This window comes from Shuttleworthella sp., assembly GCF_057251025.1.
Window position 1 is genome coordinate 54639 of sequence record NZ_DBHIDN010000006.1, and the last position, 26831, is coordinate 81469.

The following is a 26831-nucleotide window of genomic DNA, read 5'->3' on the forward strand; positions in this document are numbered from 1 at the left end:
GGAGATAAACAATGGAAAACACAAGGAATTTGACCGGCCGGGAGAAGGCCTCCTATGGACTGGGAGCTGTCGGCAAGGACATGGTCTACATGCTGTCCGCCTCCTACGTCCTCTATTATTTTAAGGACATTATGGGGGTTTCCGCCGCGGCTATGGGAGTAATTCTGCTGGCAGCCCGGGTATTTGACGCCTTCAATGATCCGGTCATGGGGTTGATTGTGGCAAGGACCAGGACACGCTGGGGCAAGTTCCGTCCCTGGATGTTCCTGGGGACCCTGACCAATGCCGTGGTTCTCTTTCTGATGTTTGCCGCTCCGCCGACCCTGGACGGAGCCGGCCTGGTCGCCTATGCGGCAGTCACTTATATCCTCTGGGGCGTGACCTATACGATGATGGATATTCCCTTCTGGTCCATGATTCCCGCCTTTACCAAGGGGGGGAGAGAGAGGGAGGGGCTGACCACCTTGGCCCGGTCCTGCTCCGGAGTCGGCAGCGCCCTTGTCACGATCTTCACCATGATCCTGGTGCATGCCATAGGCAGTGCTCTGGGGCACGGGAGCAGTCCCAGAGAGATCGAGCGGATCGGCTTTCAGGTATTCGCTCTCATCGTCGCCATTCTCTTCGTGGTCTTTATTGCCATCACCTGCCTGGCTGTGAAGGAGAAGTCCACGGTGGACATGGAGACCGCAGGGGTGCGCCAGATGTTCCGGACCCTGATCTCAAATGATCAGGCCATGTGCGTGGTCGTCACTATTGTCCTGGTCAACTCCGCCCTCTACATCACGTCCAATCTGGTGATTTATTTCTTCAAATACGATTTCGGTGGCAGCAACTGGTATCAGTCCTATACCGGCTTTAACCTGGTGGCCGGCGCGACGCAGATCCTGGCCATGATGGCCCTCTACCCCCTGCTTCGCCGTTTTGTCAGTTCCATCCGGATCTTCTATATCAGCCTGGCCATGTCCATGCTCGGCTACCTGCTTCTCTTTGGCATCGCAAGCCTGGGGAAGAATACTCTGGCCCTCCTCTTGATTCCCGGGGTCCTGATCATGGCCGCGAGCGGGATGAATAATGTCCTGACCACCATTTTCCTGGCCAATACGGTTGACTATGGGCAACTGGTCAGGGGGAGGAGAGATGAGTCCGTCATCTTCTCCATGCAGACCTTCGTCGTGAAGCTGGCATCCGGCCTGGCTGCTTTCATTGCCTCGATGGCCCTGCAGGCCTTCGGCCTGAGTTCCACGGCTACAAGCGCCACAGACCAGACGGTGGATTTCTCTGCGCAAGTTGCCACAGCCTCCAAGATGGGACTTCGCATGGTGATGACCCTGATCCCCATGGCGGGCCTGATCCTGGCCTTCCTGTGGTTTCGCAGGAAGTATATTCTGACCGATGCCAAGCTGGATGAGATCAGTGAGCAGTTGCGAGCAAAGGAGCAGCTATGATCCGAGTGATTGGAGATAAAAAGCCGTTTTTTATCCTGGAGGGGAGACGGACCTCTTATATCTTCCGCCTCTTAGAGACAGGCCAGCTGGAGCACCTCTACTATGGAAGGCGCCTTCGGATTGAGGAGGAAGCAGACCTCTATCCCCTGATTCCCAGGCGGGTCTTCGCGCCGGGCAACACGATCCTCTATGACAATGAGAGACCGGGATTCTCCCTGGAATCCGTCTGCCTGGAGTGGACTTCCCCGGGCAAGGGGGATCCGAGAGAGCCTGTCATAGAACTTGTGGATGCCAGGGGAAACCGCAGCGGGGACTGGGTCTATGCGTCCCATGAGATCCTCCCCGAGAAGAGTCTCATGGAGACCATGCCATGCGCCCTGGGCCGGGACGAGGAGGAACTTCGGATTGTCCTAAGAGACGGCCTGTCCGGGAATCGGCTGGACTTATTCTACAGTGTTTTCCCCGAGGAGGATGTCATCAGCCGCCGGGCGGTTCTGACCAATGAGGGGGCAGAGGAAGTCCGCATCCGCCGCCTCATGAGCTATGGGCTGGACCTGCGGGCGGGCGATCTGGACCTGGTATCCTTCGACGGCGGATGGGCCCATGAGATGAACAAGAAGCGCCAGGCCCTGCTCGTGGGGAAATGGTCTATGACCAGCCGGACAGGCACTTCGTCCAGCCGCTGCAATCCCTTCTTTATGCTCTCGACCCCGGACTGCGGAGAGGATCGGGGAGAGGCCTATGCCTTCAATCTGATCTATTCCGGCAACCACTATGCGGCAGTCGAGCGGGCACCGGCGGGATCGGTGCGGGTGGTCGCGGGGATCAGCCCGGAGGACTTCTCCTGGCAGCTGTCGGCGGGGGAACGCTTCGAGAGTCCGGAGGCGGTCATGACCTACAGTGACCGGGGCTTCAACGGAATCAGCGTCAATATGCACACTTTTGTGCGGGACCATATCCTAAGGGGCAGCTGGGCCAAGAAAGACAGACCGGTTCTGCTCAATAGCTGGGAGGCTAATTATTTCGACATCTCCGAGAAGAAACTGGTCCGTCTGGGCAAGGAGGCGGCAGATCTCGGCATAGAGCTTCTGGTGATGGACGACGGCTGGTTCAAGGGCCGGACCGATGACCACCGGTCGCTGGGGGACTGGGTTGCTGACCAAAAGAAGCTTCCGGGCGGACTCAGGTCCCTGGCCGACAAGATTCATGGCCTGGGCCTTGCCTTCGGCATCTGGGTGGAACCGGAGATGGTCAATGTCAACTCCGACTTCTACCGGGACCATCCGGACTGGACCATGGAACTGCCCTGGAATAAGGAGAGCCAGGCAGAGGGAAGGAACCAGCGTATCCTGGATCTTGCCAACCCCGAGCTTGTCGGGGAGATGATCCGGCGGATGAAGGAGGTCTTCTCCTCTGCCGATATCAATTATGTCAAGTGGGATATGAACCGGATCTTCTCGGACGTATACTCTCCTTCCCTGCCGGCGGCGCGGCAGCAGGAGACGGCTCACCGCTATGTCCTGGGCCTCTATCGGATGATGCGGGAGCTGACGGAGTCTTTTCCGGACATTCTCTTCGAGGGCTGCGCCTCGGGTGGCAACCGCTTTGATCTGGGGATTCTCTCTTATTTCCCGCAGATCTGGGGCTCTGACAATACCGATCCGGTGGCCCGCATTGCCATTCAAGGCGGCTACTCCTACGGATATCCCCAGGTCTGCTTCGGATCGCATGTCTCTGCCAGTCCCAACCACCAGACCCTCCGCCGGAGCTCGCTGGACACGAGATTTCATGTGGCCGCCTTCGGGAATCTCGGCTATGAACTCAACCCGGGTGACCTGTCAGAGGCGGAGAGAGAAACCATCCGGTCGCAGGTCGCATGCTATAAGAAATACCGCAGAACCCTGCAGAGAGGACAGTTCTTCCGGGGAAGGGAGGGCAATGAGATCGATTGGACCATTGTCTCTTCTGACAGAAGTCAGGCCCTTGGCTTCTATTACAGGGCAGTCAACCAAGCCGGAGAGGATCTCTCATTCTTCTATCCGAGGGGGCTTGCTCCGGATAAGAAGTATCATTTCTTCAATCAGCCGAGAAAGGTGGACCTGCAGGTCATGGGATCTCTGATCAACCTGAGGACGCCCCTGCATGTGAGGGAGGGAAGCTTTCTCCACAAGATGATCGCCAGGCTGGTGCAGCTGGAAGGGGAGACCGAGGAGGCCAGGGCCTACGGGGATGTCCTGATGGCCGGGGTCGCGACCGGACAGAACTTCGTGGGAACCGGATTTAATGACCAGGTCCGCTATCTGCCCGATTTTGCCAGTCGTCTCTATTTCATGGAGGAGGTCGCCTCAAGGGATGAAGAGGACAAGAAAGATCAATATATTGCAGAGAATTCAATAAGAAAAGCTGACCCTGGGAATGGTATGATCGAAACATAGAGGATTTTATTTCATTTCACATTTATGGGGGAAAGAAAATCATGGGGAAATTCGCAGCGAAGATCCGCAGGTGGATGCCGGACCTGCCCCTGTTTCTGCTCTTGCTTGTCGCGGTCGGTCTTCTCGCATGGAGCCAGCCCTGGAAGTCGGGCAGAGGGGGAGAAAATCCCTCCGGTCCCGTGGCCACAACCGAAGCGGAGAGGAAGAAGGCGGATGAGAGCGGGAGATCTGATGCGGCTTCGAGCCAAGTGGATCGGAGGGCGGACCAAGACGCAGGTCAAGGCAGCGGTCAAGCTACGGATCAAGGAGCGGGAGATGAAAGGGCGGATCAGACAGGAAGCCGGCCCATCCTTGCGGTCCCGGGAAGGCAGCCTAATATTAGCCTTCCCCGGGAGACCGGAACGAATCCTCATGCCGATCGAAGCGCGAGCGGGGAGGCTGTCCTTGAGGAATTGACCGCAAGCGCAAGAGAGAGCTACGCGGGAAGCAAGGCCAGCCTTCGCATTTCCATCAGGACCAGGGATGCCGTCTCGGGTTCCATCGTCCGGGTGGAGCTGGTGGACGAGGCCATGAAGTCGCGCGTCTTTGGACAGACCTCTGTCAATCGGGGAAGGGCCAAGCTGGACCTGGACCTTCCGGCAGATCTTCCGGCGGGCAATTACAGTGTGATTGCAAGAATCGGCCGGTCGCAGAAGCAGCTGGCCTACCGGATTCTGGAAGACCCAAACCCTTTGATCTTAGACCTGACCTTGGATCGGGAGAGCCAGGTTCAAGGGGATGAGACCGGGGTCGAGATCCGGGGCAAGACGAAAAACCTGCCCGATCACAGCAGGGTCCGTCTCTACCTGACCGATGACAAGGGCGCTTCCTATAGCGTGGTAAAGGATCTTGAGACCGATATCCGATCCGACGCCTTCCGGGCGCAAATGACCATACCGGCCAGTCTTCCTGAGGGAAATTATCGCATCCGGGCGGAAATCAAGGGGCTTATGAAAGACCGGAACTATCGGATTCTTCGCCGGGCAGACCGCAAGATCAAGGGGGTCTTCCTGAGTCAGAACAGTTCCGTGCAAGGGGAAGATGTGGACCTTGCGATCGGAGTGGACACGGCGGACCTCTCTGCGGAGAGCGGATTGGACCAAAGTCAGCTGCAGGGCCGGCATGCCATCCTGGCAGAGCTTGTCAGGCAGGACGGGACGTCCCTGAGCCCAAGGCTTACGGCGCGAGAGATGATCGACAGGAACCGGGTGGATCTGCGGCTCAGAATTCCGGGCCGGCTCGCGGAAGGGACATACAAGCTTAAGATCAGCGTCCCAGACTTCGGTCTTGTACAGGACCGAGACTACACCGTCCTCCACAAGTGCACACCAAAATTAAAGAAGCTGACATCGGATCGGGATGAGCAGGTCGAGAAGAGCGAGACGGTCCTTGGCCTTACTCTTGAGACGGCGGATCTGGAAGATGGTCAGAAGGTGTACTTTGAACTGGTCGACTCGGCCGGAAGGAGTCTGATCCCAAGGCTTGTGACAGAGACGGCCATCCGAGAGAATCGGGCTGAGGCAAGTCTTACGGTTCCGGCCGCTGTGACCTCCGGCTCTTACCGAATCAAGGCGACCTGCGCCGGCCTGGAGCTGATGAGGGACTACCGGGTTCTTTACAAACCTGTTCCGGAGATTCTGGAGGCCAAGGCCAATCAGCACAGGATCTCCTTCGGATATGCGCAGGAGATTCAAGTAAAGCTGAAGCTCAAGGATATCCCCGCCGGAACAGAAATGCTGATCCGCCTTCTCAAGGAGGATGAGACGCCGGTCTCTTCCTTCACGGAGGAGAGAGGACAGGCCGGGGAGGGGGCATTTGACCATCCGGTCAAGCTGCCTGCGCTTGAGCCGGGGAAATACCTGATTCAAATCGTCTGTGGAAGTGATCCGGCCGTCTCCGTCACGATCGACCTCGAGGCGGTCAGCGCGGACGCCGGCTGGGACGAGCTTCTCGACTACAACGGAAGGGGAGATGAGTTCTACTGGTTCGATGAGTTCAATCAGGCCTACCCATACAAGGACTCCCGGGCCCCCTATGACCCCAAGAAGCCCACGGTGATCTTCGTCCACGGCTGGCAGAATGGGGGAGTGAAGGACAACTGGGCCAACGATTTCAAGTACAATCTCACCTATACCGTCAAGGAGAACGGCAAGGATGTGACTAGGCAGACCAGCTTCAACAGCGCCAAGGCCTGGGTGGATGCCGGCTACAATGTGGGCATCTACAACTGGGTGCAGATTGCAGACGAGCCGGGAGAGGGATTCTGGAGATCAACACCCTACAGCGCAGAGGCCAAGATCTGGACCTGTGATTACAAGAAGAACGGCATGCCCATGCGCTATCGCCTTAAGAACGGCAAGTTCATCCGGGAGACGGAGAAGACGGCCGCTGACCTCTTCGTGGATAAGTATTTGGACGCCATGAAGGGCTATCAGGGGGATTTTATCGAATTCGGCGGACACTCTCTGGGCAACCAGATGGTCCTTCGCGCCGCCTATCTGATCCAGGAGAAAGTGGACAGAGGGGAGGCAGACCTGGCTCTTATGCCGCAGCGGCTGACTCTGCTTGATCCCTATTACTCCGGAAGCTCTGAGAAGTACGCGGTCTATCAGGGGGAGAAGATGACCAACTCCCAGGCGGCTGTCAGGATCGCCCGGGATCTGGTCAAGCGCAAGGTAGTCCTCCAGATGTACAAGTCCTCCAAGCTTACGACATCCAGTCTTGCCGGAGATATCAACTCCGAGCTTGAGAAGCTGACGGCCTATAACCGGACCCATCCGGATATGTATGGCTTTTCGGAGCAGGCCAAGCAGCACAATACCGCCTACCAGTTCTACTACTGGTCCATGGCCACTGCCAATCGCTTCTACCACAGCAGTCAGGCGGAGATCGCAAGCCGGATGGGGGCCTTCTTCCGAAGAGAACAGGATGCGGGCAAGATGACCATAGACCCTGCGGATGATGCGGGTAAGATACAGGTGGCACATGGGGACCAGTACGTCCCGGTAGAAGACCTGGTCCTGACGGATGACAAGGGACGCGACCTGACCAGGACAGATCAGAAGGACTGCGATCTTATTAGCGTCGGGGTCGGCCAATACAGGCGAATGTCGGCCAGCGTCCGCCCGACCAACGCCTCGGCCCAGATTGTCGTCCTCGAGAAGGTCTCCGGCGACATGGATGCCGTCCAGCTGGCCTATGACGGCAACATCAAGGGGCTGAAGCGGGGAGAGGTACTCCTGCGCGCCCATGTTGTCACAAGAGATCAGACCGGAGAGATCACTGGAAACATCGAGAAGTACTTTCGGGTCCGGGTCTTTTGAGAGGCCACAGGATAGCCTTCTCCCTGAGCCAAAGGGCACGGACTCCCGGCCGAAATCTTGCATAATCGGGGAAAAAACACTATGATAGGTCAAGCATATTCTCGAGAGTAAGAGGAACGTCGGCGGGACCTATCGTGCAGGCACTGATTCGGGAGATCCCGGTCAGTGCCTTTTTCGGATGAGAGACCGTCCGTCTCGGCATCTCATGAGGCAAACTCGGATGAGAGACCGTCCGTCCCGGCATTTCATGAGGCAAATGGTCCCTGCCGGGGATTTCAGAAGAGGAGTAAATTTGAAATTCAGTGAATTAGACTTAAAGAACGACCTGCTCGGCGCCATCCGCAAGGCGGGATACGAAGAGCCAACCCCTATCCAGGAGCAATCCATCCCGGTCATCCTTGAGGGAAGGGATATGATCGGCTGCGCCCAGACCGGAACGGGCAAGACCGCAGCCTTCGCCCTGCCGATCTTGCAGAAGCTTGCGGCCAAGAAGCGGTCTGAGACCAGGGCCCTGATCCTGACTCCCACACGGGAACTGGCAATTCAGATCTTTGAAAATTTCAAAAAGTACGGGAGATATCTCAAGCTACGCACCGTCTGTCTCTATGGCGGAGCCAAGAGGGGCCCCCAGATCGGCGCCCTGCGCAAGGGGGCGGACATCCTGGTGGCGACGCCGGGACGACTCCTGGACTTCATGGACACGGGGCTTGTGGACTTGCACTCGGTTCAGATCCTGGTCTTAGATGAGGCCGATCGGATGCTCGACATGGGATTCTTACCCGATGTCAGCCGGATCGTAGGAGCTACGCCCGGGGAGCGACAGACCGTCATGTTCTCCGCTACAATGGAGCAAGAGGTCCGCAAGCTGGCCGATCAGATGCTTCGGGACCCGGTGCAGATCCAGGTGACTCCGGAGAATGAAGCTGCCGATACGGTCGACCAGAAGCTGATATTTACCAGCCGCGAGGACAAGCGGGAGGTCATCGCGTCCTTGCTGAAAGAGGAGGCAGTAGAGAGCGCGATCGTCTTCACCAGGACCAAGCACGGGGCGGACAAGCTGTCCAAGGAGTTAAAGCGCCGGGGAATCGAGTCGGTGGCAATCCACGGGGACAAGACCCAGGGGCAGAGACAGGACGCCTTGAACCGCTTTAAGTCCGGCAAAGTCAAGGTGATGGTGGCGACCGATGTGGCGGCCAGGGGGCTGGATATCCCCAAGCTCTCGCATGTGTTCAACTACGATGTGCCGGAGGAGCCCGGCTCATACATCCACCGGATCGGCCGGACCGGCCGCGCCGGGGAGAGCGGCATCGCCGTGACGCTCTGCTGTGAGGCGGAACTGGATGCCCTCCGCGAGGTGGAGGAGCTCCTGGAGAAGCCGATCCCGGAGCTTGAGAGCCGGTGGTCTCTGCCCCTTGAGAGAAGAAGCAAAAAGGGCAGGGGCGGCCGGACAAGGCGCAGTTCGGGCGGACACCGGGCCGGGAGTCAGGGGAGCAAAAGGCAGGGAGGCCATAAGACGGGTTCCAAGGGCCGCTCGCGGAATGCAGGCGGGGGAGCGACGGACGCCTCGAGGGGCAGCCGGGGCAGAAGGCGCAGGGACCAGGGACCCCGCCCCATGCCAAATATCAACAACGGAAGATCCGAACGAGAAAATATCAGCGATGAGTCCAAGGGAAGAGGCGGCTACTCCGGCTCCTACTATGGACAGGGGAGAGGCCGCTAAGATGTTTTACTTCATTGCCAACATACATTCCAGAAGCGGACAGAGCTTGAAGGCCTGGGAGAAATTGGAGCAGAGATTGTCCGAGGGAGATGTTCCCTGTCAGATCCATGTGACCAGGTCCGCCGGTCACGCCGTACAGCTGGCGGACCAGCTGTCTGACCGGGCGGTGGCGGATTATGACTGCAAGGGCCTGCGGTCGACCATTGTGGCTGTCGGAGGAGACGGAACCTTCAATGAGGTCATCAACGGCATGCATGATTTCGACAAGGTCAATCTGGCGATTATCCCCCTGGGCAGCGGCAATGACCTGGGCCGGGGGCTTGGAATCACCAATAAGGACCCCCTGGCAAGACTGGAGGAGATCCTGGCAAACTGCCATGATGATGAAGCTTCCGGGGACGGCTGCGGGCGGATCCGGAAGATGGATCTGGGACGGGTGGAATTAGAGGACGGCAACAGCCGGCTCTTCGCCATCTCCTGCGGCATGGGCTTTGACGCCGCTGTCTGCAGGGGGGTGGACCACATGTATATGAAAGGGCTCCTGAATAAGCTTCATCTGGGCCGCCTGTCCTATCTGGTCAAGACCCTGCAGACCATCCTCTTTCAACCCCTCTATCGTGGTAAGATTCTCTGCAAGAGAGAGGGAAGACGCACTTATGTTGACACGAAGGACATGATCTTCGTGGCCGCGATGAATCAGGCGGCGGAGGGGGGCGGCGTCCCCATGTATCCGAGGGCGGACGCCTTCGACGGGAAATTGGGGATCTGCCTGGCGGACTCCCTGCCCCGTCTCCTTGCCCTGTTTATGCTGCCCGGGGTCATGCTGAGGCTGCACCGCTTTCTGCCCGGTGTACACCTGATGGAGGCAGACAGTCTGCAGATCAGCATGGAAGACGTCCTTCCGGTCCACTCCGACGGAGAGGACCTGGGGCTGCACCGGAGGATCAAGATCTCCTGCCAGCCGGGGAAGCTTCGAATGTTCATCTGAGAGGGGGCTTTTTATGAGGAAACCGCACAAGCTCGCTCTGCAGTTCCTCGGTGTAATCTTGCAGCTTCTAACAGGTAATCTTATAGTAAAAAGAGAGTTGATCGGGGGAGAACACTGTTGAAATTTGTATAGAAATAGGTCAGTAGAGAAGGAAGCAGGATGAAACTCACAAATTACAATTTGAGTATAAAGAGTAGGGAACTTCTTTCAAATGTGACGGTGGAATTCAGGAAGGGCGTTATAAGTCACATTTTAGGGAAAAATGGTGTTGGGAAATCCGTCTTTGCAAAAGAACTGATGCTAGAAGATAACGGCATATCGATTATAGGCAGTTATTCCAATCTTCCAGAGGATATGACATTAAAAGAGCTGAAAAAATTTTTATCTAAAAAACTTGATGTGGATAACATAGAGTATCTTTTTGATATTTTAGACACATCGAATATTGATGAAAGAGTTTTGTTAAAAAGGCTGAGTGATGGTCAGCGTCAGAAGCTGAAAATAGCGACATTTCTTCTTCTTGATAGAGAAATCATCATTCTCGATGAAATAACAAATTCGCTCGATAAGGCAAGCTCTAATGAAATATATTCTTTTTTTAATTTATATATCAGGAGTAATCCCCAAAAAGTGATATTAAACATCACACATAACTTGGCAGACTTGACCTGTATGGAAGGGGATTATTTCCTGTTCGAGGATTATAATATTAAAAAATACAAGAGAAGGGAAGAGCTAATAAAATTATATGTCAATGGAGGCATTTAATGTTTTCTCTCGAAGTAAAAAGAAGCATTCACAATAATACCATTGTATATCTAATGACAGTTACAGCTACTGCATTTATCATGGGGTGGGCACTACCTTTTGGAATAGAAAAAATAGTGTATATTGATGCTGCATATTATATGTTTAGCACATATACTGTATTTACACAGTTTGGTTTTTTACTATTTGGATTTGTGACTTCATATTATTTTAACAAGGATTATAGAGAAAAAAATACAATTTTCTATAAAAGTTTTGATGTTAATGCCTTAAAGTTCTATCTGATGAAGGTTGCAATTCTCTTGATAGAGGAGTTTGCGTGTATTTTTGTGGATCTTATCATAGTATCTATATTGTTGGGTACGTGGAGATATTTTACGGTATCGCTCGGCCTATTTTCCATCGTTGTTTTTCAGTACTTTATTATTGTTGGTGCGATATCTCTTATCTTTAGAAGCACTCTAGTGTCCTTAGGAGTAAGCATTATTTACTGGATACTATCAATAGTTTTGAGCTCTTTTGGGGGAGTCTTAAAGTACTTTTCTTCATTCGATGCATCTAACACATTATACCGGTTTGTTGAAAATTATTTTAGAAATGACGATAAAATCCCTATATCTGCTCTTGTAGACGGCATGATGGAATACGGTATATTGTTAGCTGTCGTGACGATTATCATTCTTTGTATATCTCCCAAGTGGGTGAGAAAAGGGTTATAAACATGATTAAAGAAATTGATATAAACGTTAGTGCGAAGTGTACCGCAAGCGATAGCCTTGTATTGGGAAAAACACCAAAGATGCGTGATCAAAAACATATTGTTGACACAAATGTTTGCACATACTAACATATGAATTAGAAGGAAATAGAATCGTAATATAGAAGTGTGAGGAGGAAAGCATGGGGGGCTCTTTACATGGTTTTCAGTTCTCATCGATTTAGGAATGGAGATTAGGTCAGTAGTTGCATTTTTTGTAATTCTGGAGAGTACAGATGAAGTTACAAATAGACCAGTTGGTAAAATATATTGTCGATATCGAGGAGGTTTGTACTGGGATAGTAATCATCAACGACCAATAAGAGAGAATCTCTCCTGGTCCAGAAGATGGAATCGAGCTGGCCATGCATAAATTAAAGAAAAAACAAATAAGGAGGCTTATTACTACAGCGATTATCGGGGTTCTAATAGATTTGATCTTTCGAGTGGTTACGGGAGAAGGATCAAAGATAGACTATTGGGTATTTTTGGTCATTGTTGAGGTACTGACCTATTTGGCGTGTCGATCAGATGCGAAAGAGCATATGGATGATGCAGAAGACGAATAAGTATCAGCCGCTGTTCCCTGTTTGAAGGGAATGGCGGCTGAATTTATATTTTCTTGGCATCTGACCATGAATTAGAAGATGTGAACGATCTTGCCTGGTACTTAATCAAGGGTGCCGGAAATCGCTGGATTTTTGGAGCATATTAAAGAAATTTAACTGATGGCGTCGATGGTGCCAAGCAATGTTCGCAAAAGTTGCCTATTGAGGCGTGTAGAAATTGATGAAGGGGGTGCGTCTCAGGTGTTCTCTAACTCTCGATTTCCGAATGTAATATTACGCTATCCGGATCGGCCCGTGTAAGTTTGTAAATGATGTGATACCGATATCCGAAAAATAATAAGACAGATAGAGTATCATGATTGCAAGCATCCATGTATGTATAAACCGGAACGGATAAGTTCTTCTCTTTTCTGGAGCGGACTCTTCCATTCGAGAACAGCCATTGGAATAGCTTTTTTTTTGGTACGCAGCTTCCCGTACAACTCGCAGACTGTGATGGAAGGGGTACGCCTGTGATAATCCTGAATCTATTTGAGTTCTTGCTCTGTATGGGCATTTGGGTGCGGCCTCTTAGGTCGGTGGGTTTTGTCTACAAGAGAGGCTTTAGTCCTATCAAAACGTTTATTCCACCGCATAAGAGAAGATTTAGAGACCTTATAGCGGCGGCAGACGAAACGAACGTCCTTGCAGGTGTGATACAGTTTTACAGCATGAAACTTTGGAGAACTTCGGTTCTGCCTATTGTGATTTATCAAGTGTAGGGAATATAGTATAATGGAATATAAAACTGAAAAAAGAAGTTTTATAAATTAGCATTCACAGAGGGAGCGTGATATTGAAATGTGCAAGGAATGCTATGTTGATAGTAATAGAATAACACCACTTTTAAAACCATTTGATTGCTTGGAAAATCATACACAATATGTCTGTGGAACTTGTGGCAGATGCATCTGTATTGAACATGATCAAAATAGAGGCTTACAGCGATGGAATTTTCCTTTTAAGTCATTAGAAGTTGCTAAGCTATATTTGAGAACTGCTGATTACACAATGAGAAAATCTTGTGGAATCTATGAGATTAAGAGCAAGAATGGCAAATTATCATACAAAATCTTTGCAGATAGTGAAGACTTGCAAGTATATCTAAAAAAGAATAAAGATAAAACCTGTGAAACGATGTCTCCTGTTTTTCGAGTGAAAAAATATAAGGAGTATCCAAATACGCAGATTAGAAAATTAACTTTCGTCGAAATACAAAAATATATGTCAGAAAGACAAATTGGAATTTGTGCAAAACATGCTTACACAATTAATGACAGAACTTGAGATGCCAAATTGGCATCTCAAGATGCATGAGGAACGTTATGGATAATGAAATCAAAACAGTTGAATCGGCAGAAATACAGACTGATACAAGGCCGATAAGGGATCTCGTCTATATTGTTCGTGGGCAACAGGTTCTGCTGGATAGTGATTTGGCTGCTCTATATAAAGTGGATACGAAAGTTTTTAACCAAGCGGTCAAGAGAAATATAGAAAGATTTCCTGCGGAATTCCGGTTCCAATTAACGCAGGAAGAATATGATTCTTTGAGGTCACAAATTGTGACCTCAAAGAAGGGGAGAGGCGGAAGGCGATATATGCCATATGTCTTTACGGAGCAGGGAGTAGCTATGCTGTCTGCGGTTCTAAGGAGCGATACCGCCATTCAAGTCAGTATTCAAATCATCAATGCATTTGTCGAGATGCGCCGCTTTATTGCCAGTAATGCCGCTCTGTTCGAAAGAATCAGTGCTGTTGAGTTAAAACAACTTGAGTATCAGAAACAGACTGATGAGAAGTTCGATAAGGTCTTTGCTTATATTGATGATCATGCTGAATCAGAGCAGAAAATATTCTTTGATGGGCAGATTTATGATGCATTTGAGCTTCTGATCTCGCTGGTGCAGAAGGCAGCTAAGAAAATTGTTCTGATAGATGGATATGTGGATATTGGGACGCTTAATATTCTGGCAAAGAAGAATCCCGGTGTTGATGTGACAATTTATACCTTCAATAATACGCGGCTTAGTAATAGAGACATTAACACGTTTAATTCGCAATATCCAAATCTTACGGTAAAGCACATGACTGTTTTTCATGATCGCTTCCTGATTCTGGATGACACAGTCGGTTACCATGTCGGTGCCTCACTAAAAGATGCTGGGAAAAAGTGTTTCGGAATCTCGCAGATTCAGGATGAGCAAACAATACAGGGCATACTGAACCGGTTGTAAATCAGAACTTGTTAGGAGAATAGCTATGACGGGATTCTGGGTTTTTATGTTGATCATGTGCCTTTTGACACCAGCTATGATGATTGGATTTGGAAAATTTTTCATGAAAGGCGGACCAAAACAGATTAATGATGCGTTTGGATATCGAACAACGAGATCTATGAAAAATCAGGAAACCTGGAGATTTGCTCATCAATACAGCGGTAAAACATGGCTTTACAGTGGATTGGCTTTACTACCGATATCAATTGCGGCGATGCTATTCGTTTACGGAAAGAGTGTGGACATGACAGGCATTGCTGGATTGATTATCGTCATAGCACAGATGATTGTCATGATCTGCGCTATCCCGTTTACTGAAGCAGCATTAAAAAGAAATTTTGATGATCTTGGAAGACATAGATAACTCCCAGTTTGTCGAGGTAATACCTTTTAACGATAACCTTATGCTATCGTTAAAAGGTTCATAGATATGTTCCCACATACGAATGCAACTACTTGACGTACTTTGTGTTCACTCGCTTCATTGTGAGAGTGTGGTTCTGTTGACTAAAGTACACAAGTAAAAGTGTGAAAAAGGCTTGAAATATAAGGTTTTTTCATTATTATGATTGCAAAAAAACAAGTACTGAAAAAACAGTGAAACCCCCAGTAAATCTGTTCAATTTTTATGGTTGGGTAGATGAGAGTATTGAGAATAGGTTGGGCAGACAAAAATATTGAATGGTAGGTGATTCAAATGGCATACGGAAGAAAATCGATAGAGTTGTTTCTTGTAAATGGAACGGCTGATAGTTTTATTATTGCAGAGTTATCAAACTGGAATGGAAAGGCAATAAAAATACCTCGTATTGAGATCTCTTCTTGTAAGCGTGATGATATTACCCAGGCGGGTGTATACTTCTTGTTTTGTAAAGAAGATGACGGGTCTGACTCCGTATATATTGGAGAAGCAGAAAATGTTAAGGACAGACTTGTTCAGCATTTAAGAGATTATCAGTCTGAAAAGGAAAAGTATTACTGGAGTACTGCTGTTGTCTTTATTGGCAGAGATTTCAATAAAGCTTTGATTAGATATCTTGAAAATCGCTTTGTAGAGATTGCTAGAGCCAGAAAGATATCTTGTGCTTACAAAGAACACCTATCGAAATACAGTTATGAAAGAATCGCAGATAGCTGTAATGGAGGAATTTGTAGATAATGTAAAGATACTTATTAATGCACTTGGCTACAAGGTACTGGAGCCTTTTGTTCAGGTGGATTCATCAACTACTACGGTAGATGATGAACTGCTTTATATCACATCTGGATTAGTGAATGCGACTGGCAAAGTGACTGTGGATGGGTTTGTGGTATTTTCCGGGGCAACACTAAATGAGAAAATGTCTGTGAGGTCATTAAGTGCCGGTATGCAGAAACAAAGGAAGAAGTTGTTTGACTCCTCAAAAGTAAATAACTCGGTGACAACGGAGGATATTCTTTTTTCAAGTTCATCGGCAGCAGCTGATTTTATTCTAGGATATAGTGTGAGTGGACCTAAAACCTGGAAAACTAAAGATGGAAGAACGTTGAAAGAACTTGAAGATAAACAGGTCGATTAACAATTATGTGAGGGATAATGAAGGCTTATTCTAAGGATAGAACAATAAAAATGAAAGGGTGAAGTGAAGCAAGTGAATGAATTGCATATAAAGAAAACAATGAAGAAACCTTAGCAACTGCACTTGATCATGAACTTGTCGCAAAGTTTGCTAAAGAGTTTATGGAATTATATAATGGGATTTATTTTTAAACAAAGACAAATTAGAATTTATGGAGGTATAAATATAATGATATTTAATCCTAGAGACTGGGATATTGAGACGGAAGTTGAAACTGGCAATGATGATTTTGTATTTGGCAATTATGTTGAGTGGGATAGATTTAGAGATGAAAATGAGGAAGAATTACTGGATTATTTGGGTGTAGATTTACCGTGGGGTAAAAGTTTAACATTACATGAATATATTGATTTTATTTCACAAGATATATTTCAAAAAACTAATTTGATTCAAGAATATATTGAAGATAAGTTATTGATGGAAAATACCAGTGAATTGTTATATGGCATATCAATAAAATTTATTGAAAGAAATAATGAAGTTTCAGATAATCTAATTTCAAATATTTTTGACTATTATGGAGTACCATCTGGAACGGAATACGAATATGAACTTCCTGAATACTTACGTTATTTGCAAGATGATTTTTCAGATTTTGATTATGATAATTACAAGAAGTATCCAATAAAAGTTGAAAAATATGAACATACAATTAATTGCATATTTAATGATATAGATTCCGCCACAGAACAATTAATAAAAAAGTCATTAGTATTGTCTTCACTAATTATTACAGAGAGTATGTTTAAAAGTGTAATAGTAGAGAAAATTCCTAAAGACAATGAGATTTCTGAGTTTGGAAAAGAAATAATACAAAGTGAAATTAATAAGATTTTACGGGGTAACAATGAAGGTAAAAATAAATTATTTAAGAAACTTTACAAAGAAAATGCACCAAGTCAAAATTGGATAAATTTGAGAAATTCTCTGGCACATGATATTGAAAGTTCCTCAATTATCAAAGATGAAATTAAATACTTAAATCTTAAAACTGATATGGAAGAAAAATATTTGATACCAAGTTTAAAACAAAATTTAATTAAGTTTTGTAAGGATCTAAAAAATATAATTAGTAATTGATAAATTCCAGTTTGTCTAGGCAATACCTTTTAACGATAACCTTATACTATCGTTAAAAAGTATGTGGATATGTTCCCACATACGAACGCAACTACTTGACGTACTTTGTGTTCACTTGCTTCATGTGGAGTGCATAGCGTTGATACAAAGAGTGAAATCGTGAAAATCCTGCATTTTAAGAGGTTTTACAAGCATTATGTCTTTAATGAACGATATCATAAGAATGGAGAATGTTAATTTCTCATATAATAACCGAGAAACAGTGCTTCGCAATATTGATATTAATGTCAAAAAAGGAACTGTTTTTGGACTTTTGGGACCATCAGGAGCTGGGAAAACTACAATCATTAGGCTCCTGACAGGGCAATTAAGATACGACGAGGAAAATATAAAGGTATTCGGGAATAAGCCGTTCGATGATGATTTCTATCGTAAAATTGGGATTGTAATAGATTCGATTGGACTATACGCTAGGCTTAGCTGTTATGAGAATTTGCGTGTTGTTGCTAAAATTCACTCGGTAGAGCAGGGAAGAATTGATGATGTCCTAAAAATGGTGGGATTAGAAGAAGTTGCCAAACGAGAGGTATATAAATTGTCGAGCGGAATGCAGCAAAGACTGGCGATTGCCCGTGCTATTTTGCATGAACCGGAACTTCTTTTTCTAGATGAACCAACTCGGGGACTTGATCCGGGAACGGCACATGATATTCAAGATTTGCTGATATTCTTAAAAAAGGAAGGCACAACAATCTTTTTGACTACGCATAATATGCAGGAGGCGGAAAAGATGTGTGACTTGATAGGATTTTTATTCGATGGTGAAATGGTTGAGAGTGGAACAATTGCATCAATAAAGAAAAAATATGATATCAAAGCATATATACAGGTTATCGGAAATGACGGGGTGAAAAGGGAATATCATCAGAATAGAGACAAAGAGGCATTTCTCGAATGCATACGGAATGAAGCGTATTGTTCGATACATACACAAGAACCTTCGCTAGAATCAATATTCTTAAACTTAAAAGAGGGAAAAGCAGATGTACAGGATCAAAAAAATAGGGAAGAGGATAAGTGCGGTCTCTTATAAACAGTTTATTGATTTTACAAGAAATAAAAAAATGCTCCTGATATTTTTCATCTTTCCGATTCTCTATATCGTCTTAAAAATAGTTGCGGGCAAAGAATTTGGATCGGATGGTTCATCATTTATATTAATGCACTCCATCCTAGTCCCGCTTCTTATCACGGCGACCATTGTGGCAGAAGAAAAAGAAAAAGGGACATTAAAGCTATTAATCATGTCCGGTGTAAAAGCTTATGAATATTTTATAGGGATCGCTTTTTCCATGATGGGATTCATCATTGCAGGCATGCTTTTATTTGAACTTTCAGGGGCAACATCTTCGTTTGATGCGGTATTTGTGGCTTTGTTTACAATTTTAGCGGATATCATCTCAATGTTTATTGGCGCAGTGATTGGCAGAATAACAGCAAATCAGACCAATGTCGGACCGATTGCAGTACCGGTGACACTTCTGATTTTCTTTGCGCCAATGCTTCAACAAATCAAAGCGGAGTTCACTTTCCCGTCAAAATATCTGTACAGTGGGATTCTCCTTAAGATCATGAGCACTTGTACATACTCTCATCGGGATATCTTTTGGATGGGAGTAAATTTTGCAATGATTCTTATTCTTTTTCTTCTGGTGTTTAACACAAAAAACTTAATAAAAAGTGTCAGTCATTCCTGATAAATGGATGGCGCAGGTATGAGGAGGTCAAGTCAGATGGGTTTCTTCGATGCGGATTAAATCGAAGCCGGAATCGAAGTCGGACGGGCGTCCTGAATTGCGGGAAATGTCCTCGCGTGGTAAAGTGAATAGCAGAGTTTACATGCGGATCGGAGGGGACTCTGAGCCGCTTTTTCATTGAAATGAAACCGATGCAGGCCCGACCCCGGCTGTCTTAATCCGGTCGAAGAGGGCGGGCCAATCAGAGAGGAGCGAAGATGAATCCGACCTATGAGAAGCTGATGAGAGCTTATGAGAGCGTGAAGGGCCGCCTCCCCTTCACCCCCAAGCTCGCCCTGGTCCTGGGGTCTGGCCTGGGCGATTTCGCCGACCGAATGCAGATAGAGGCGGTCATTCCCTATGGGGAGATAGAGGGCTTTCCCAGGTCTACGGCGCCGGGGCATGCGGGACGCTATGTGATCGGCTATGTTGCGGGGGTGCCGACGGTCGTCATGCAGGGCAGGGTTCACTACTATGAGGGCTACGAGATGGAAGAGGTGGTCATGCCCATCCGCCTGATGGGGATGATGGGGGCGAAGATCCTCTTTTTGACCAATGCCTCCGGAGGAATCCGCCAGGGCTTTGCCGCGGGCGACCTCATGCTGATCCGCGACCAGATCTCTTTTTTCGTCCCCTCTCCCCTGCGCGGGGCCAATCTTCCCGAGCTTGGATCCCGCTTCCCCGACATGAGTCACATCTATGATCCAGACCTCTCCAGGCTGATACAAAGGGCGGCCATGGAGGCGGAGATTGACCTGAAGGAGGGGGTCTACCTGCAGATCCGGGGACCCCAGTACGAGTCACCGGCGGAGATCGGACTGGCCCGGACCATGGGAGCGGATGCGGTCGGCATGTCCACCGCCTGCGAGGCGATTGCGGCTAACCACATGGGGATGCGGGTGGTCGGTGTCTCCTGTATTTCGAATCTGGCTGCCGGTATCAGTCCAAGTCCCCTGTCTGAGCAGGAGGTGATCGAGGCCGGGAAGGCGGTCGCAGAGAAATTCACAGTCCTTGTGACAAGGGCGATAGAGAAGATGGGAAGAAGGGTGTAAGATGAATATCCGATTTTATAATGCCAAGATCATGATTCTAGACGAGCAGGAGAAGCCGGCTCTTGTCAGTGGAGAACTCTGGGTCAAGGGCAATCAGATCGTCTACATCGGCGACGGAAATGACCGGCCGGCCCAGGCTGTCGCGGAGGAGAACAGTCCTCTGGTCTGGGATCGGCAGCTGGACTGCAAGGGGAACCTTCTCATGCCGGGATTTAAGAATGCGCACACCCACACGGCAATGACCTTCGCCCGCACGGTGGCTGACGGTCTGCCCCTGCAGGACTGGCTGACCAGGGAGATCTTCCCGAGAGAGGCCTGCCTGAAGGAGGAGGATGTCTATTGGCTGGATATCCTTGGGATCATGGAGTATCTGACCTCCGGAATCACATCTAATTTCGACATGTATTTCTTCCCGCCCATGAATGCCAAGGCCTCTGTGGACACGGGATTTCGAACGGTCCAGGTGCCCGGCTTCAACAATTTTGGAGCCCCCATCGAGGCCGTGGAAGAGGACCTGTGCCGGGTCAATGCGATGGGAGACCTGGTCTCCATGCTGGTGGGATTCCATGCGGAATACACGACCTCCATGGATCGGATGGAGGACCTGGCAAGGCTTGCGGCCAAGTACAAGAGCCCGGTCTTCCTCCACAACTCCGAGACCAAGCGGGAAGTCAGAGAGTGCATGGACCGCTGGGGCAAGACGCCCACCCAGCTGACGGAGGCCCTGGGAATGTATGAGTACGGGGGCGGCGGCTATCACTGTGTCTGGTTCTCTGATGAGGACTTCCGGATCTACAGGAAGAGGGGCCTGACTGCCGTCACCAATCCGGCCTCCAACCTCAAGCTGGCCTCCGGGATCGCCCCGGTCAGCCGCTTCCTCACAGAGGGGATCAACCTTGCCATCGGCACGGACGGGGCTTCCTCCAACAATGCTCTCGATATGTTCCGGGAGATGTATCTGACTACAGCGCTCGCCAAGGTGCGGGAGAAGGACGCCTCTGCTCTTCCGGCAGAGGATGTCCTCTATATGGCGACAGCGGGCGGAGCCAAGGCCATGGGTCTCTTGGATTGCGACCGCATTGCCGCAGGCAAGAAGGCGGACCTGATCATGATTGACCTTCAGCAGCCCAATATGCAGCCGGAGAATGATGTGCTCAAGAACCTGGTCTATTCCGGCAGCAAGCAGAATGTGAAGATGACCATGGTCAATGGAAGGATCCTCTACGAGGACGGCGCTTTCAATATCGGTTTTGCACCGGGAGAGATCTACGCGAGGGCTAATGAGATCATTGCCAGGATCAATGCCCAGATAGGAGACGGCCTATGATCCGGGTGACTTATATTCATCACTCCTCCTATCTGGTGGAGCTGGACCGGACCCTCCTCCTCTTCGACTATTTCCCGCCCGATGCCCTGGCTGACCGCATGGTCTTCGGGGGGAAGATCCCGCCCTTCCCGCAGGATAAGAAGCTCTATATCTTCTCAAGCCATCGGCACAGGGACCACTGGACCCCCCAGGTCCTGGACTGGCAGGGCGTGCGGCACCCGGATATCAACTATATCCTGAGCGATGACATCCCCATCGCAAGAGCCCTCCGGGCCAATCCGGGCAAGGGGCAGGACAGGGAATTCAAGAGACGGATTCACAGGGTCTCCCCCGTCTCTGCCTATAAGATCGATGACCTGGTCATCAGGACCCTTAGGTCTACGGATGAGGGGGTGGCCTTCTATATAGAGGTGGAGGGGCTCTCGATCTATCATGCGGGAGACCTGCACTGGTGGAACTGGGGAGAGCGGGGAGAACTCTACTGCGAGTCCATCGGAAGAGCATATAAGCATGAGATCAACCGACTGGCGGGCAAGCACATCGACCTGGCATTTGTCGTCTTAGACCCCCGCATGAAGGAGGGCTTCGCCTTCGGCATGGACTACTTTCTGGAGCAGATCGACTGCGACCTGGTCTTCCCCTGTCACATGTGGAGGGAATATGACCTGGTTGAGAAGTACAAGCGCAGGCCACAGGCGGCCAACTTCAAGGACAAGATCGTGGATGTGACGAGAGAGAATATGATCTTTGAGATAGAGGAGTAGAAGATGCGAGTGACCATATACACAGACGGGGCGGCCCGGGGAAATCCGGACGGGCCCGGAGGCTACGGGGCGGTTCTGTCCTATGTGGATGCGGCCGGAGAAGAGCATATCAAGGAGCTCTCCTGCGGCTACAAGAAGACGACCAACAACCGGATGGAGCTCATGGGGGTCATCCGGGCACTGGAGGCGCTGAACCGGCCCTGCCAGGTGGATCTCTGGTCGGACTCCCAGTACGTGGTCAAGGCCTTCAATGAGCACTGGATCGACAACTGGTGTAAGAATGGCTGGAAGACCGCCGGGAAGAAGCCGGTTAAGAACGTGGATCTATGGAAGAAACTCCTGGAGGTCATGGCGCCGCACCAGGTGACCTTTCACTGGGTCAAAGGGCATGACGGCCAGGCCTACAACGAGCGCTGCGATGTCTTGGCCACAAGTGCAGCGGACGGCGAGGATCTCCGCGAGGATGTCCTGTTGAATTGAACCTGTCGATTCACTATAATTGCTATGTTATGCGCACAACTGCCCGTGCAACCGCAATCAGCCAAAGAGAAACCGGCCCGGGACCTGCGGCCCCGGACGGTCAGAAGGAGATGTAATCCATGGAGAAATTCGGCGTAAACCAGCTGCGAAGAATGTATCTGGACTTCTTTGAGAGCAAGGGCCATCTGGTGATGAAGAGCTTCTCGCTCGTGCCCCACAATGATGACAGCCTCTTGCTCATCAATGCGGGGATGGCTCCCTTAAAGCCCTATTTCACGGGCCAGGAGATCCCTCCCCGCCGCCGGGTCACCACCTGCCAGAAGTGTGTCCGCACCGGGGATATTGAAAATGTCGGCAAGACGGCCCGTCACCTGACCTTCTTCGAGATGCTTGGCAATTTCTCCTTCGGGGACTATTTCAAGAGGGAGGCCATCCACTGGTCCTGGGAATTTCTGACCAAGGTGCTGAAGCTGGAGCCGGACCGGCTCTATCCGACCATTTTCATTGATGACGACGAGGCCTACCGGATCTGGACCGAGGAGGTCGGAGTCGCTTCGGACCATGTCTATCGCTTCGGCAAGGATCCTGTGACCGGCACCTCCGACAACTTCTGGGAGCACGGATCCGGCCCCTGCGGCCCCTGCTCTGAGATCTACTATGACAGGGGCGTCAAGTACGGCGACGGGCCGGAGGATGTCATGGGGGGCGAGGGCGATCGCTTCATGGAGATCTGGAACAATGTCTTCACCCAGTTCAACAATGACGGCCACGGCAATTATACGGAGCTGGCCCAGAAGAATATTGACACCGGCATGGGCTTAGAGCGCCTCGCCGTCGTCATGCAGGATGTAGAGACGGTCTTCGAGATCGACACCATGAAGGCCATCCGGGACCGGGTCTGCCAGATGGCCGGAAAGACCTATGAGGCTGACCCCTCAGACGACGTCTCAATCCGCCTGATCACAGATCATATCCGGTCGACCACCTTCATGATCTCGGACGGGATCATGCCCTCCAATGAGGGCCGGGGCTATGTCCTGCGCCGGCTGATCCGCCGGGCGTCCAGACATGGTCGCATGCTGGGGATTCCGGGGGAATTCATGGCGGAGCTGGCGGATGTCGTCATCCAAGAGTCCAAGGACGGCTATCCGGAACTAGAGGAGAAGCGGGAGTTCATCCGCCGGGTCCTGACGGAAGAGGAGCGAAAATTCAACGCCACCATCGACCAGGGACTGGCCATGCTGGCCCAGCTCGAGGATCAGCTTTCAGCCAGGGGAGAGAGGGTTCTCTCCGGAGCCGATGCCTTTCGCCTCTATGACACTTACGGTTTTCCTGTTGACCTTACGGCGGAGATCCTGGAAGAGAAGGGGATGACCTATGACAGTGAGGGCTTTGCGGCGGCCATGGAGGAGCAGAGAGCCAAGGCCCGCGGCGCTCGCAAGGCCTCCAATTATATGGGAAAGGAAGCAACGGTCTACGACGATATCGACAATTCCATCAGCTCTTCTTTTGTCGGCTACGACAAGCTGGAGGCAAGGTCAAGGATCAGCGTCCTGACCACGGAGGTGAATCCGGCTGAGGATAAGTACGGTGAATTGGTTGACGCTCTGACCGATGGGACCAGGGGAACCGTGATTGTGGACGAGACTCCCTTTTATGGCACTATGGGCGGCCAGCTGGGCGATTCCGGCCTGATTGAGACGGCAGAGGGGATCTTTCGCGTGGATGAGACCATTCATTTGCTGGGCGGCCGCATCGGACATGTGGGACAGATGATTTCCGGTATGCTCAAGGTGGGCGACCGGGCGACGCTTCAGGTGGATGCCGACCGCCGGGCCAATATCGCAAGGAATCACTCGGCGACGCATCTGCTCCACAGGGCCCTGCGGGAGGTCCTGGGGGATCATGTTCAACAGAAGGGATCCTATGTCGACGACAAGAAGCTCCGCTTTGATTTCGTCCATTTCTCCGCCATGTCGGCAGAGGAGATCAGGAGGGTTGAAAAGTTGGTCAATGAGCGCATCGCGGCCGATGTTCCGGTTGTAACTGAGATCATGAGCCAGGAGGATGCCAAGAAGACCGGGGCAATGGCCCTTTTTGGAGAGAAATACGGCGATCAGGTCCGCGTGGTTGAGATGGGAGATTATTCCACTGAGCTCTGCGGCGGAACCCATGTTGGGCGCACCGGTAAGATCCAGGCCTTTAAAATCATATCTGAGGTGGGTTCTTCCGCCGGCGTTCGCCGGATTGAAGCCCTGACCGGACCAGCTGTCTTTGCCTATTACGAGGATATCGAGAGAGAACTCAATGAAGCGGCCGCAGCGGCTAAGACCAAGACCTCTGATCTGGTGGAGAAGATCGGGCACATGCAGGAGGAGATCAGGGGTCTGGAGGCGGAGCTGGAGTCTATGAAGGCAGCCGCCGCAAAAGAGGCCCTTGGCAATGTCGAGGATGCTGTCAAGGAGATCAAGGGGATCAAGTTCCTGGCAAAAGCCCTGGAGGGCGTCGATATGAATGGCCTGCGCGACCTGGGCGATCAGCTCAAGGCCAGACTGGGAGAGGGCATTGTCCTCCTCGCCTCCGCAAATGACGGTAAGGTTGTTCTCATGGCGACCGCAACAGAAGGCGCTCAGAAGGCGGGGGCTCATGCCGGCAACCTGATCAAGGGCATTGCGGGACTCGTAGGCGGAGGCGGCGGAGGCCGCCCCAACATGGCGCAGGCCGGCGGCAAGAATCCGGCGGGGATTCCTGCAGCTCTGGCTGAGGCTGAGAGCGTTCTTGAGGAACAGTTGTCCTAGGAAGTATTTGCCGGATTGCTTCTTGTGCCGGATGCTCTGACAGACATGCATATACTTAAAGAGTTTAGGACTCAGGATGATTTCATCAGATGGGATCTTCCTGGGTCCGATTTTCTTTAAGAAATTTTCTCTATCAGAGAAATAAAAAACACTTCCGCAAACAAGTGAAAAATATAAGAGATTCACAAAAAGATGATTTCGTCTTCGTTGGGTTTTGTCAATAGTATGATAAAGCCAGGCAAGTTATAATTCATGTAACTATTAAGACTGGAATAGCACAGAAAGGGTGTATATATGAAAAATATAAAAAAGATTTTGTCATTTGCACTTGTTGCTATCATGTTTTTCTCGAGTTTCTCTAATACAATATATGCCAGCTCCAATATGGGACCTGGGAAGCCAGATGAGATGGAAATTCGTGAAAAAATAGACAATCTCTTAAGAGAAAGAGCTTCTGTCATGCTGTCTGATGAGAATATCTCATGTAAAAATGTCTTTCGATCACAGAGAAATTTTATGATAGAGCAAAGACAAAGAGTTGAAATAGCTGAATTTAGAAAAAAATTAGAATCTGTGGGTGAGACATATTCCAAAGCAAGAACCATAATAGATATCAATGAAGTAAAAAAGGATTCTGATTCAAGGGTATCAGTCAGTGTAAAGGAGGAGACATATTTAACAATAGCAGAAACAGGTGTAGAAACCGGATATGATGCAAGACACGAATTTGTCTTTGAAAAGGGCATCAATGGTGAGTGGAACATTATTGAAGACAAGCAGCTGGATCCCACCGGATTAATGCCCTTATATAAAGCCGAAGAGTATGTTGATCCATAAAGTGATATTTTCGAGGAGATTGGCGAAGAATTAAATGAAGGTTTAGAAGGGTTTCTGCTTGTGTTTGACAAGAAAGAGGTCGGGCAAGTATAATCCCATCTTTGACAGTTAATTAAGAGTGAGAAGCCCACAAGTCGCGTAGTTACGCCATTTGTGGGCTTCTGTTCTGTTTCCAAATTCTAGCTATACTTCTACTTTCTTGTTGCCGTTAAAATCTTTTTCATATTTCTCTGAGACACAATCTCATAATCCGTTCTGAAGCCAAATACATCGTGCAGTTTATCCGTAAGATCAGTGCGGGTATACTCCGGGATGTACCCCTCACCGGGTGCTAGCAGCATGTTCATCTCTTTCAGCGTTCTTATGATGTTTTCGCTGGTATAGCTCTCGCCTAGCATTCTTCTATCTGCCATCGTTTTTGGTTGATGCTGATGATCGTTGCGGCATCATCTTCAAGGTTTGTACATACGGCGTAGAAGCCGTCATCTATATTTTATTTCACTGAAAGCTTGTATCATTAAAATCATGGTTTTATAATTATCTCATTTAGTTAGGCATAACTAATTCAGCAGCACTGTACATATATCAAAATCCCTTTTTGATGTTGAAAGCAAAGGATTCACGTCAAAATCGTATTGCAACATAACACTAGGAGGATATGAATGTTTTTACAGATTAAAGAAATCAATAAATCCTACGGCTACGGCGATAGCTTG

At 49.7% G+C, this 26831-nt stretch carries 21 protein-coding genes and 1 pseudogene; 21 read left to right on the top strand and 1 reads right to left on the bottom strand.

Going from position 1 to position 26831, the window contains the following annotated elements; all coding sequences use genetic code 11:
* Nucleotides 1-11: 11 nt before the first annotated feature.
* The 21 genes from ACO5R6_RS02785 to ACO5R6_RS02885 all read left to right on the top strand — a co-directional run bounded on the left by ACO5R6_RS02785 (nucleotide 12) and on the right by ACO5R6_RS02885 (nucleotide 26115).
* Nucleotides 12-1445 (top strand): glycoside-pentoside-hexuronide (GPH):cation symporter, encoded by a 1434-nt coding sequence (locus ACO5R6_RS02785; RefSeq protein ID WP_485625665.1) that lies wholly within the window; start codon nucleotides 12-14, stop codon nucleotides 1443-1445.
* Nucleotides 1442-3880, top strand: a complete 2439-nt coding sequence (locus ACO5R6_RS02790; protein WP_485625666.1) for an alpha-galactosidase — start codon at nucleotides 1442-1444, stop codon at nucleotides 3878-3880. Before ACO5R6_RS02785 ends, ACO5R6_RS02790 begins: the two co-directional genes overlap by 4 nt.
* A gap of 41 nt (nucleotides 3881-3921) precedes the next feature.
* The gene (locus ACO5R6_RS02795; protein ID WP_485625667.1) at nucleotides 3922-7242 is read left to right on the top strand and encodes a hypothetical protein; all 3321 of its coding nucleotides are present in this window, start codon (nucleotides 3922-3924) and stop codon (nucleotides 7240-7242) included.
* A gap of 292 nt (nucleotides 7243-7534) precedes the next feature.
* Nucleotides 7535-8962, top strand: coding sequence for a DEAD/DEAH box helicase (locus ACO5R6_RS02800; protein WP_485625668.1), 1428 nt, complete (start codon nucleotides 7535-7537; stop codon nucleotides 8960-8962).
* A gap of 1 nt (nucleotide 8963) precedes the next feature.
* Nucleotides 8964-9950, top strand: coding sequence for a diacylglycerol/lipid kinase family protein (locus ACO5R6_RS02805; protein ID WP_485625669.1), 987 nt, complete (start codon nucleotides 8964-8966; stop codon nucleotides 9948-9950).
* Nucleotides 9951-10109: 159 nt separating this feature from the next.
* Complete coding sequence (locus ACO5R6_RS02810) at nucleotides 10110-10718, top strand: ATP-binding cassette domain-containing protein (protein WP_485625670.1); 609 nt, start codon at nucleotides 10110-10112, stop codon at nucleotides 10716-10718.
* Entirely contained in the window at nucleotides 10718-11437 is a 720-nt protein-coding gene (locus ACO5R6_RS02815; RefSeq protein ID WP_485625671.1) for a hypothetical protein, read from the top strand. The genes ACO5R6_RS02810 and ACO5R6_RS02815 overlap by 1 nt, the downstream gene beginning before the upstream one ends.
* Before the next feature lie 1447 nt (nucleotides 11438-12884).
* Nucleotides 12885-13370 (top strand): hypothetical protein, encoded by a 486-nt coding sequence (locus ACO5R6_RS02820; protein ID WP_485625672.1) that lies wholly within the window; start codon nucleotides 12885-12887, stop codon nucleotides 13368-13370.
* Between the two features lie 38 nt (nucleotides 13371-13408).
* Nucleotides 13409-14320 (top strand): ORF6N domain-containing protein, encoded by a 912-nt coding sequence (locus tag ACO5R6_RS02825; RefSeq protein ID WP_485625673.1) that lies wholly within the window; start codon nucleotides 13409-13411, stop codon nucleotides 14318-14320.
* Between the two features lie 25 nt (nucleotides 14321-14345).
* Nucleotides 14346-14726 carry an SdpI family protein gene (locus ACO5R6_RS02830; protein ID WP_485625674.1) on the top strand — a complete coding sequence of 127 codons (381 nt, stop codon included), beginning with the start codon at nucleotides 14346-14348 and terminating at the stop codon, nucleotides 14724-14726.
* Between the two features lie 333 nt (nucleotides 14727-15059).
* Nucleotides 15060-15521 (top strand): GIY-YIG nuclease family protein, encoded by a 462-nt coding sequence (locus ACO5R6_RS02835; protein WP_485625675.1) that lies wholly within the window; start codon nucleotides 15060-15062, stop codon nucleotides 15519-15521.
* Nucleotides 15502-15921: a DUF4357 domain-containing protein gene (locus tag ACO5R6_RS02840; RefSeq protein WP_485625676.1), complete on the top strand. Its 420-nt coding sequence runs from the start codon at nucleotides 15502-15504 to the stop codon at nucleotides 15919-15921. The genes ACO5R6_RS02835 and ACO5R6_RS02840 overlap by 20 nt, the downstream gene beginning before the upstream one ends.
* A gap of 174 nt (nucleotides 15922-16095) precedes the next feature.
* Entirely contained in the window at nucleotides 16096-17061 is a 966-nt protein-coding gene (locus tag ACO5R6_RS02845) for a hypothetical protein (RefSeq protein WP_485625677.1), read from the top strand.
* Nucleotides 17062-17257: 196 nt separating this feature from the next.
* Nucleotides 17258-18154, top strand: a complete 897-nt coding sequence (locus ACO5R6_RS02850; protein WP_485625678.1) for an ABC transporter ATP-binding protein — start codon at nucleotides 17258-17260, stop codon at nucleotides 18152-18154.
* Complete coding sequence (locus ACO5R6_RS02855) at nucleotides 18105-18818, top strand: hypothetical protein (RefSeq protein WP_485625679.1); 714 nt, start codon at nucleotides 18105-18107, stop codon at nucleotides 18816-18818. Before ACO5R6_RS02850 ends, ACO5R6_RS02855 begins: the two co-directional genes overlap by 50 nt.
* A gap of 257 nt (nucleotides 18819-19075) precedes the next feature.
* The gene (locus ACO5R6_RS02860; RefSeq protein ID WP_485625680.1) at nucleotides 19076-19909 is read left to right on the top strand and encodes a purine-nucleoside phosphorylase; all 834 of its coding nucleotides are present in this window, start codon (nucleotides 19076-19078) and stop codon (nucleotides 19907-19909) included.
* Nucleotide 19910: 1 nt separating this feature from the next.
* Nucleotides 19911-21236 (top strand): amidohydrolase family protein, encoded by a 1326-nt coding sequence (locus ACO5R6_RS02865; protein WP_485625681.1) that lies wholly within the window; start codon nucleotides 19911-19913, stop codon nucleotides 21234-21236.
* Nucleotides 21233-22000: an MBL fold metallo-hydrolase gene (locus ACO5R6_RS02870; RefSeq protein ID WP_485625682.1), complete on the top strand. Its 768-nt coding sequence runs from the start codon at nucleotides 21233-21235 to the stop codon at nucleotides 21998-22000. The genes ACO5R6_RS02865 and ACO5R6_RS02870 overlap by 4 nt, the downstream gene beginning before the upstream one ends.
* 3 nt (nucleotides 22001-22003) lie before the next feature.
* Nucleotides 22004-22480 (top strand): ribonuclease HI, encoded by a 477-nt coding sequence (gene rnhA, locus ACO5R6_RS02875; protein ID WP_485625683.1) that lies wholly within the window; start codon nucleotides 22004-22006, stop codon nucleotides 22478-22480.
* A 119-nt stretch (nucleotides 22481-22599) separates the two neighbouring features.
* A complete protein-coding gene (gene alaS, locus ACO5R6_RS02880) occupies nucleotides 22600-25278 on the top strand; it encodes an alanine--tRNA ligase (RefSeq protein WP_485625684.1) in 2679 nt (892 codons plus the stop codon).
* A gap of 294 nt (nucleotides 25279-25572) precedes the next feature.
* Nucleotides 25573-26115, top strand: a complete 543-nt coding sequence (locus tag ACO5R6_RS02885) for a hypothetical protein (RefSeq protein WP_485625685.1) — start codon at nucleotides 25573-25575, stop codon at nucleotides 26113-26115.
* 191 nt (nucleotides 26116-26306) lie between these two features.
* Here ACO5R6_RS02885 and ACO5R6_RS02890 read toward each other — a convergent pair.
* A pseudogene (locus ACO5R6_RS02890) lies at nucleotides 26307-26599 on the bottom strand (IS1634 family transposase); the annotation flags it as partial.
* Nucleotides 26600-26831: the final 232 nt, after the last annotated feature.

What these genes read in the sequence shown, in the direction of transcription:
- ACO5R6_RS02865 (WP_485625681.1), top strand. Translation starts at nt 19,911, where the DNA reads ATGAATATCCGATTTTATAATGCCAAGATCATGATTCTAGACGAGCAG.
- ACO5R6_RS02845 (WP_485625677.1), top strand. Translation starts at nt 16,096, where the DNA reads ATGGGATTTATTTTTAAACAAAGACAAATTAGAATTTATGGAGGTATA.
- alaS (WP_485625684.1), top strand. Translation starts at nt 22,600, where the DNA reads ATGGAGAAATTCGGCGTAAACCAGCTGCGAAGAATGTATCTGGACTTC.
- ACO5R6_RS02870 (WP_485625682.1), top strand. Translation starts at nt 21,233, where the DNA reads ATGATCCGGGTGACTTATATTCATCACTCCTCCTATCTGGTGGAGCTG.
- ACO5R6_RS02825 (WP_485625673.1), top strand. Translation starts at nt 13,409, where the DNA reads ATGGATAATGAAATCAAAACAGTTGAATCGGCAGAAATACAGACTGAT.
- ACO5R6_RS02815 (WP_485625671.1), top strand. Translation starts at nt 10,718, where the DNA reads ATGTTTTCTCTCGAAGTAAAAAGAAGCATTCACAATAATACCATTGTA.
- ACO5R6_RS02810 (WP_485625670.1), top strand. Translation starts at nt 10,110, where the DNA reads ATGAAACTCACAAATTACAATTTGAGTATAAAGAGTAGGGAACTTCTT.
- ACO5R6_RS02860 (WP_485625680.1), top strand. Translation starts at nt 19,076, where the DNA reads ATGAATCCGACCTATGAGAAGCTGATGAGAGCTTATGAGAGCGTGAAG.
- ACO5R6_RS02840 (WP_485625676.1), top strand. Translation starts at nt 15,502, where the DNA reads ATGGAGGAATTTGTAGATAATGTAAAGATACTTATTAATGCACTTGGC.
- ACO5R6_RS02855 (WP_485625679.1), top strand. Translation starts at nt 18,105, where the DNA reads ATGTACAGGATCAAAAAAATAGGGAAGAGGATAAGTGCGGTCTCTTAT.
- ACO5R6_RS02830 (WP_485625674.1), top strand. Translation starts at nt 14,346, where the DNA reads ATGACGGGATTCTGGGTTTTTATGTTGATCATGTGCCTTTTGACACCA.
- ACO5R6_RS02835 (WP_485625675.1), top strand. Translation starts at nt 15,060, where the DNA reads ATGGCATACGGAAGAAAATCGATAGAGTTGTTTCTTGTAAATGGAACG.
- ACO5R6_RS02795 (WP_485625667.1), top strand. Translation starts at nt 3,922, where the DNA reads ATGGGGAAATTCGCAGCGAAGATCCGCAGGTGGATGCCGGACCTGCCC.
- ACO5R6_RS02820 (WP_485625672.1), top strand. Translation starts at nt 12,885, where the DNA reads ATGTGCAAGGAATGCTATGTTGATAGTAATAGAATAACACCACTTTTA.
- ACO5R6_RS02785 (WP_485625665.1), top strand. Translation starts at nt 12, where the DNA reads ATGGAAAACACAAGGAATTTGACCGGCCGGGAGAAGGCCTCCTATGGA.
- ACO5R6_RS02850 (WP_485625678.1), top strand. Translation starts at nt 17,258, where the DNA reads ATGTCTTTAATGAACGATATCATAAGAATGGAGAATGTTAATTTCTCA.
- ACO5R6_RS02790 (WP_485625666.1), top strand. Translation starts at nt 1,442, where the DNA reads ATGATCCGAGTGATTGGAGATAAAAAGCCGTTTTTTATCCTGGAGGGG.
- ACO5R6_RS02885 (WP_485625685.1), top strand. Translation starts at nt 25,573, where the DNA reads ATGAAAAATATAAAAAAGATTTTGTCATTTGCACTTGTTGCTATCATG.
- ACO5R6_RS02805 (WP_485625669.1), top strand. Translation starts at nt 8,964, where the DNA reads ATGTTTTACTTCATTGCCAACATACATTCCAGAAGCGGACAGAGCTTG.
- rnhA (WP_485625683.1), top strand. Translation starts at nt 22,004, where the DNA reads ATGCGAGTGACCATATACACAGACGGGGCGGCCCGGGGAAATCCGGAC.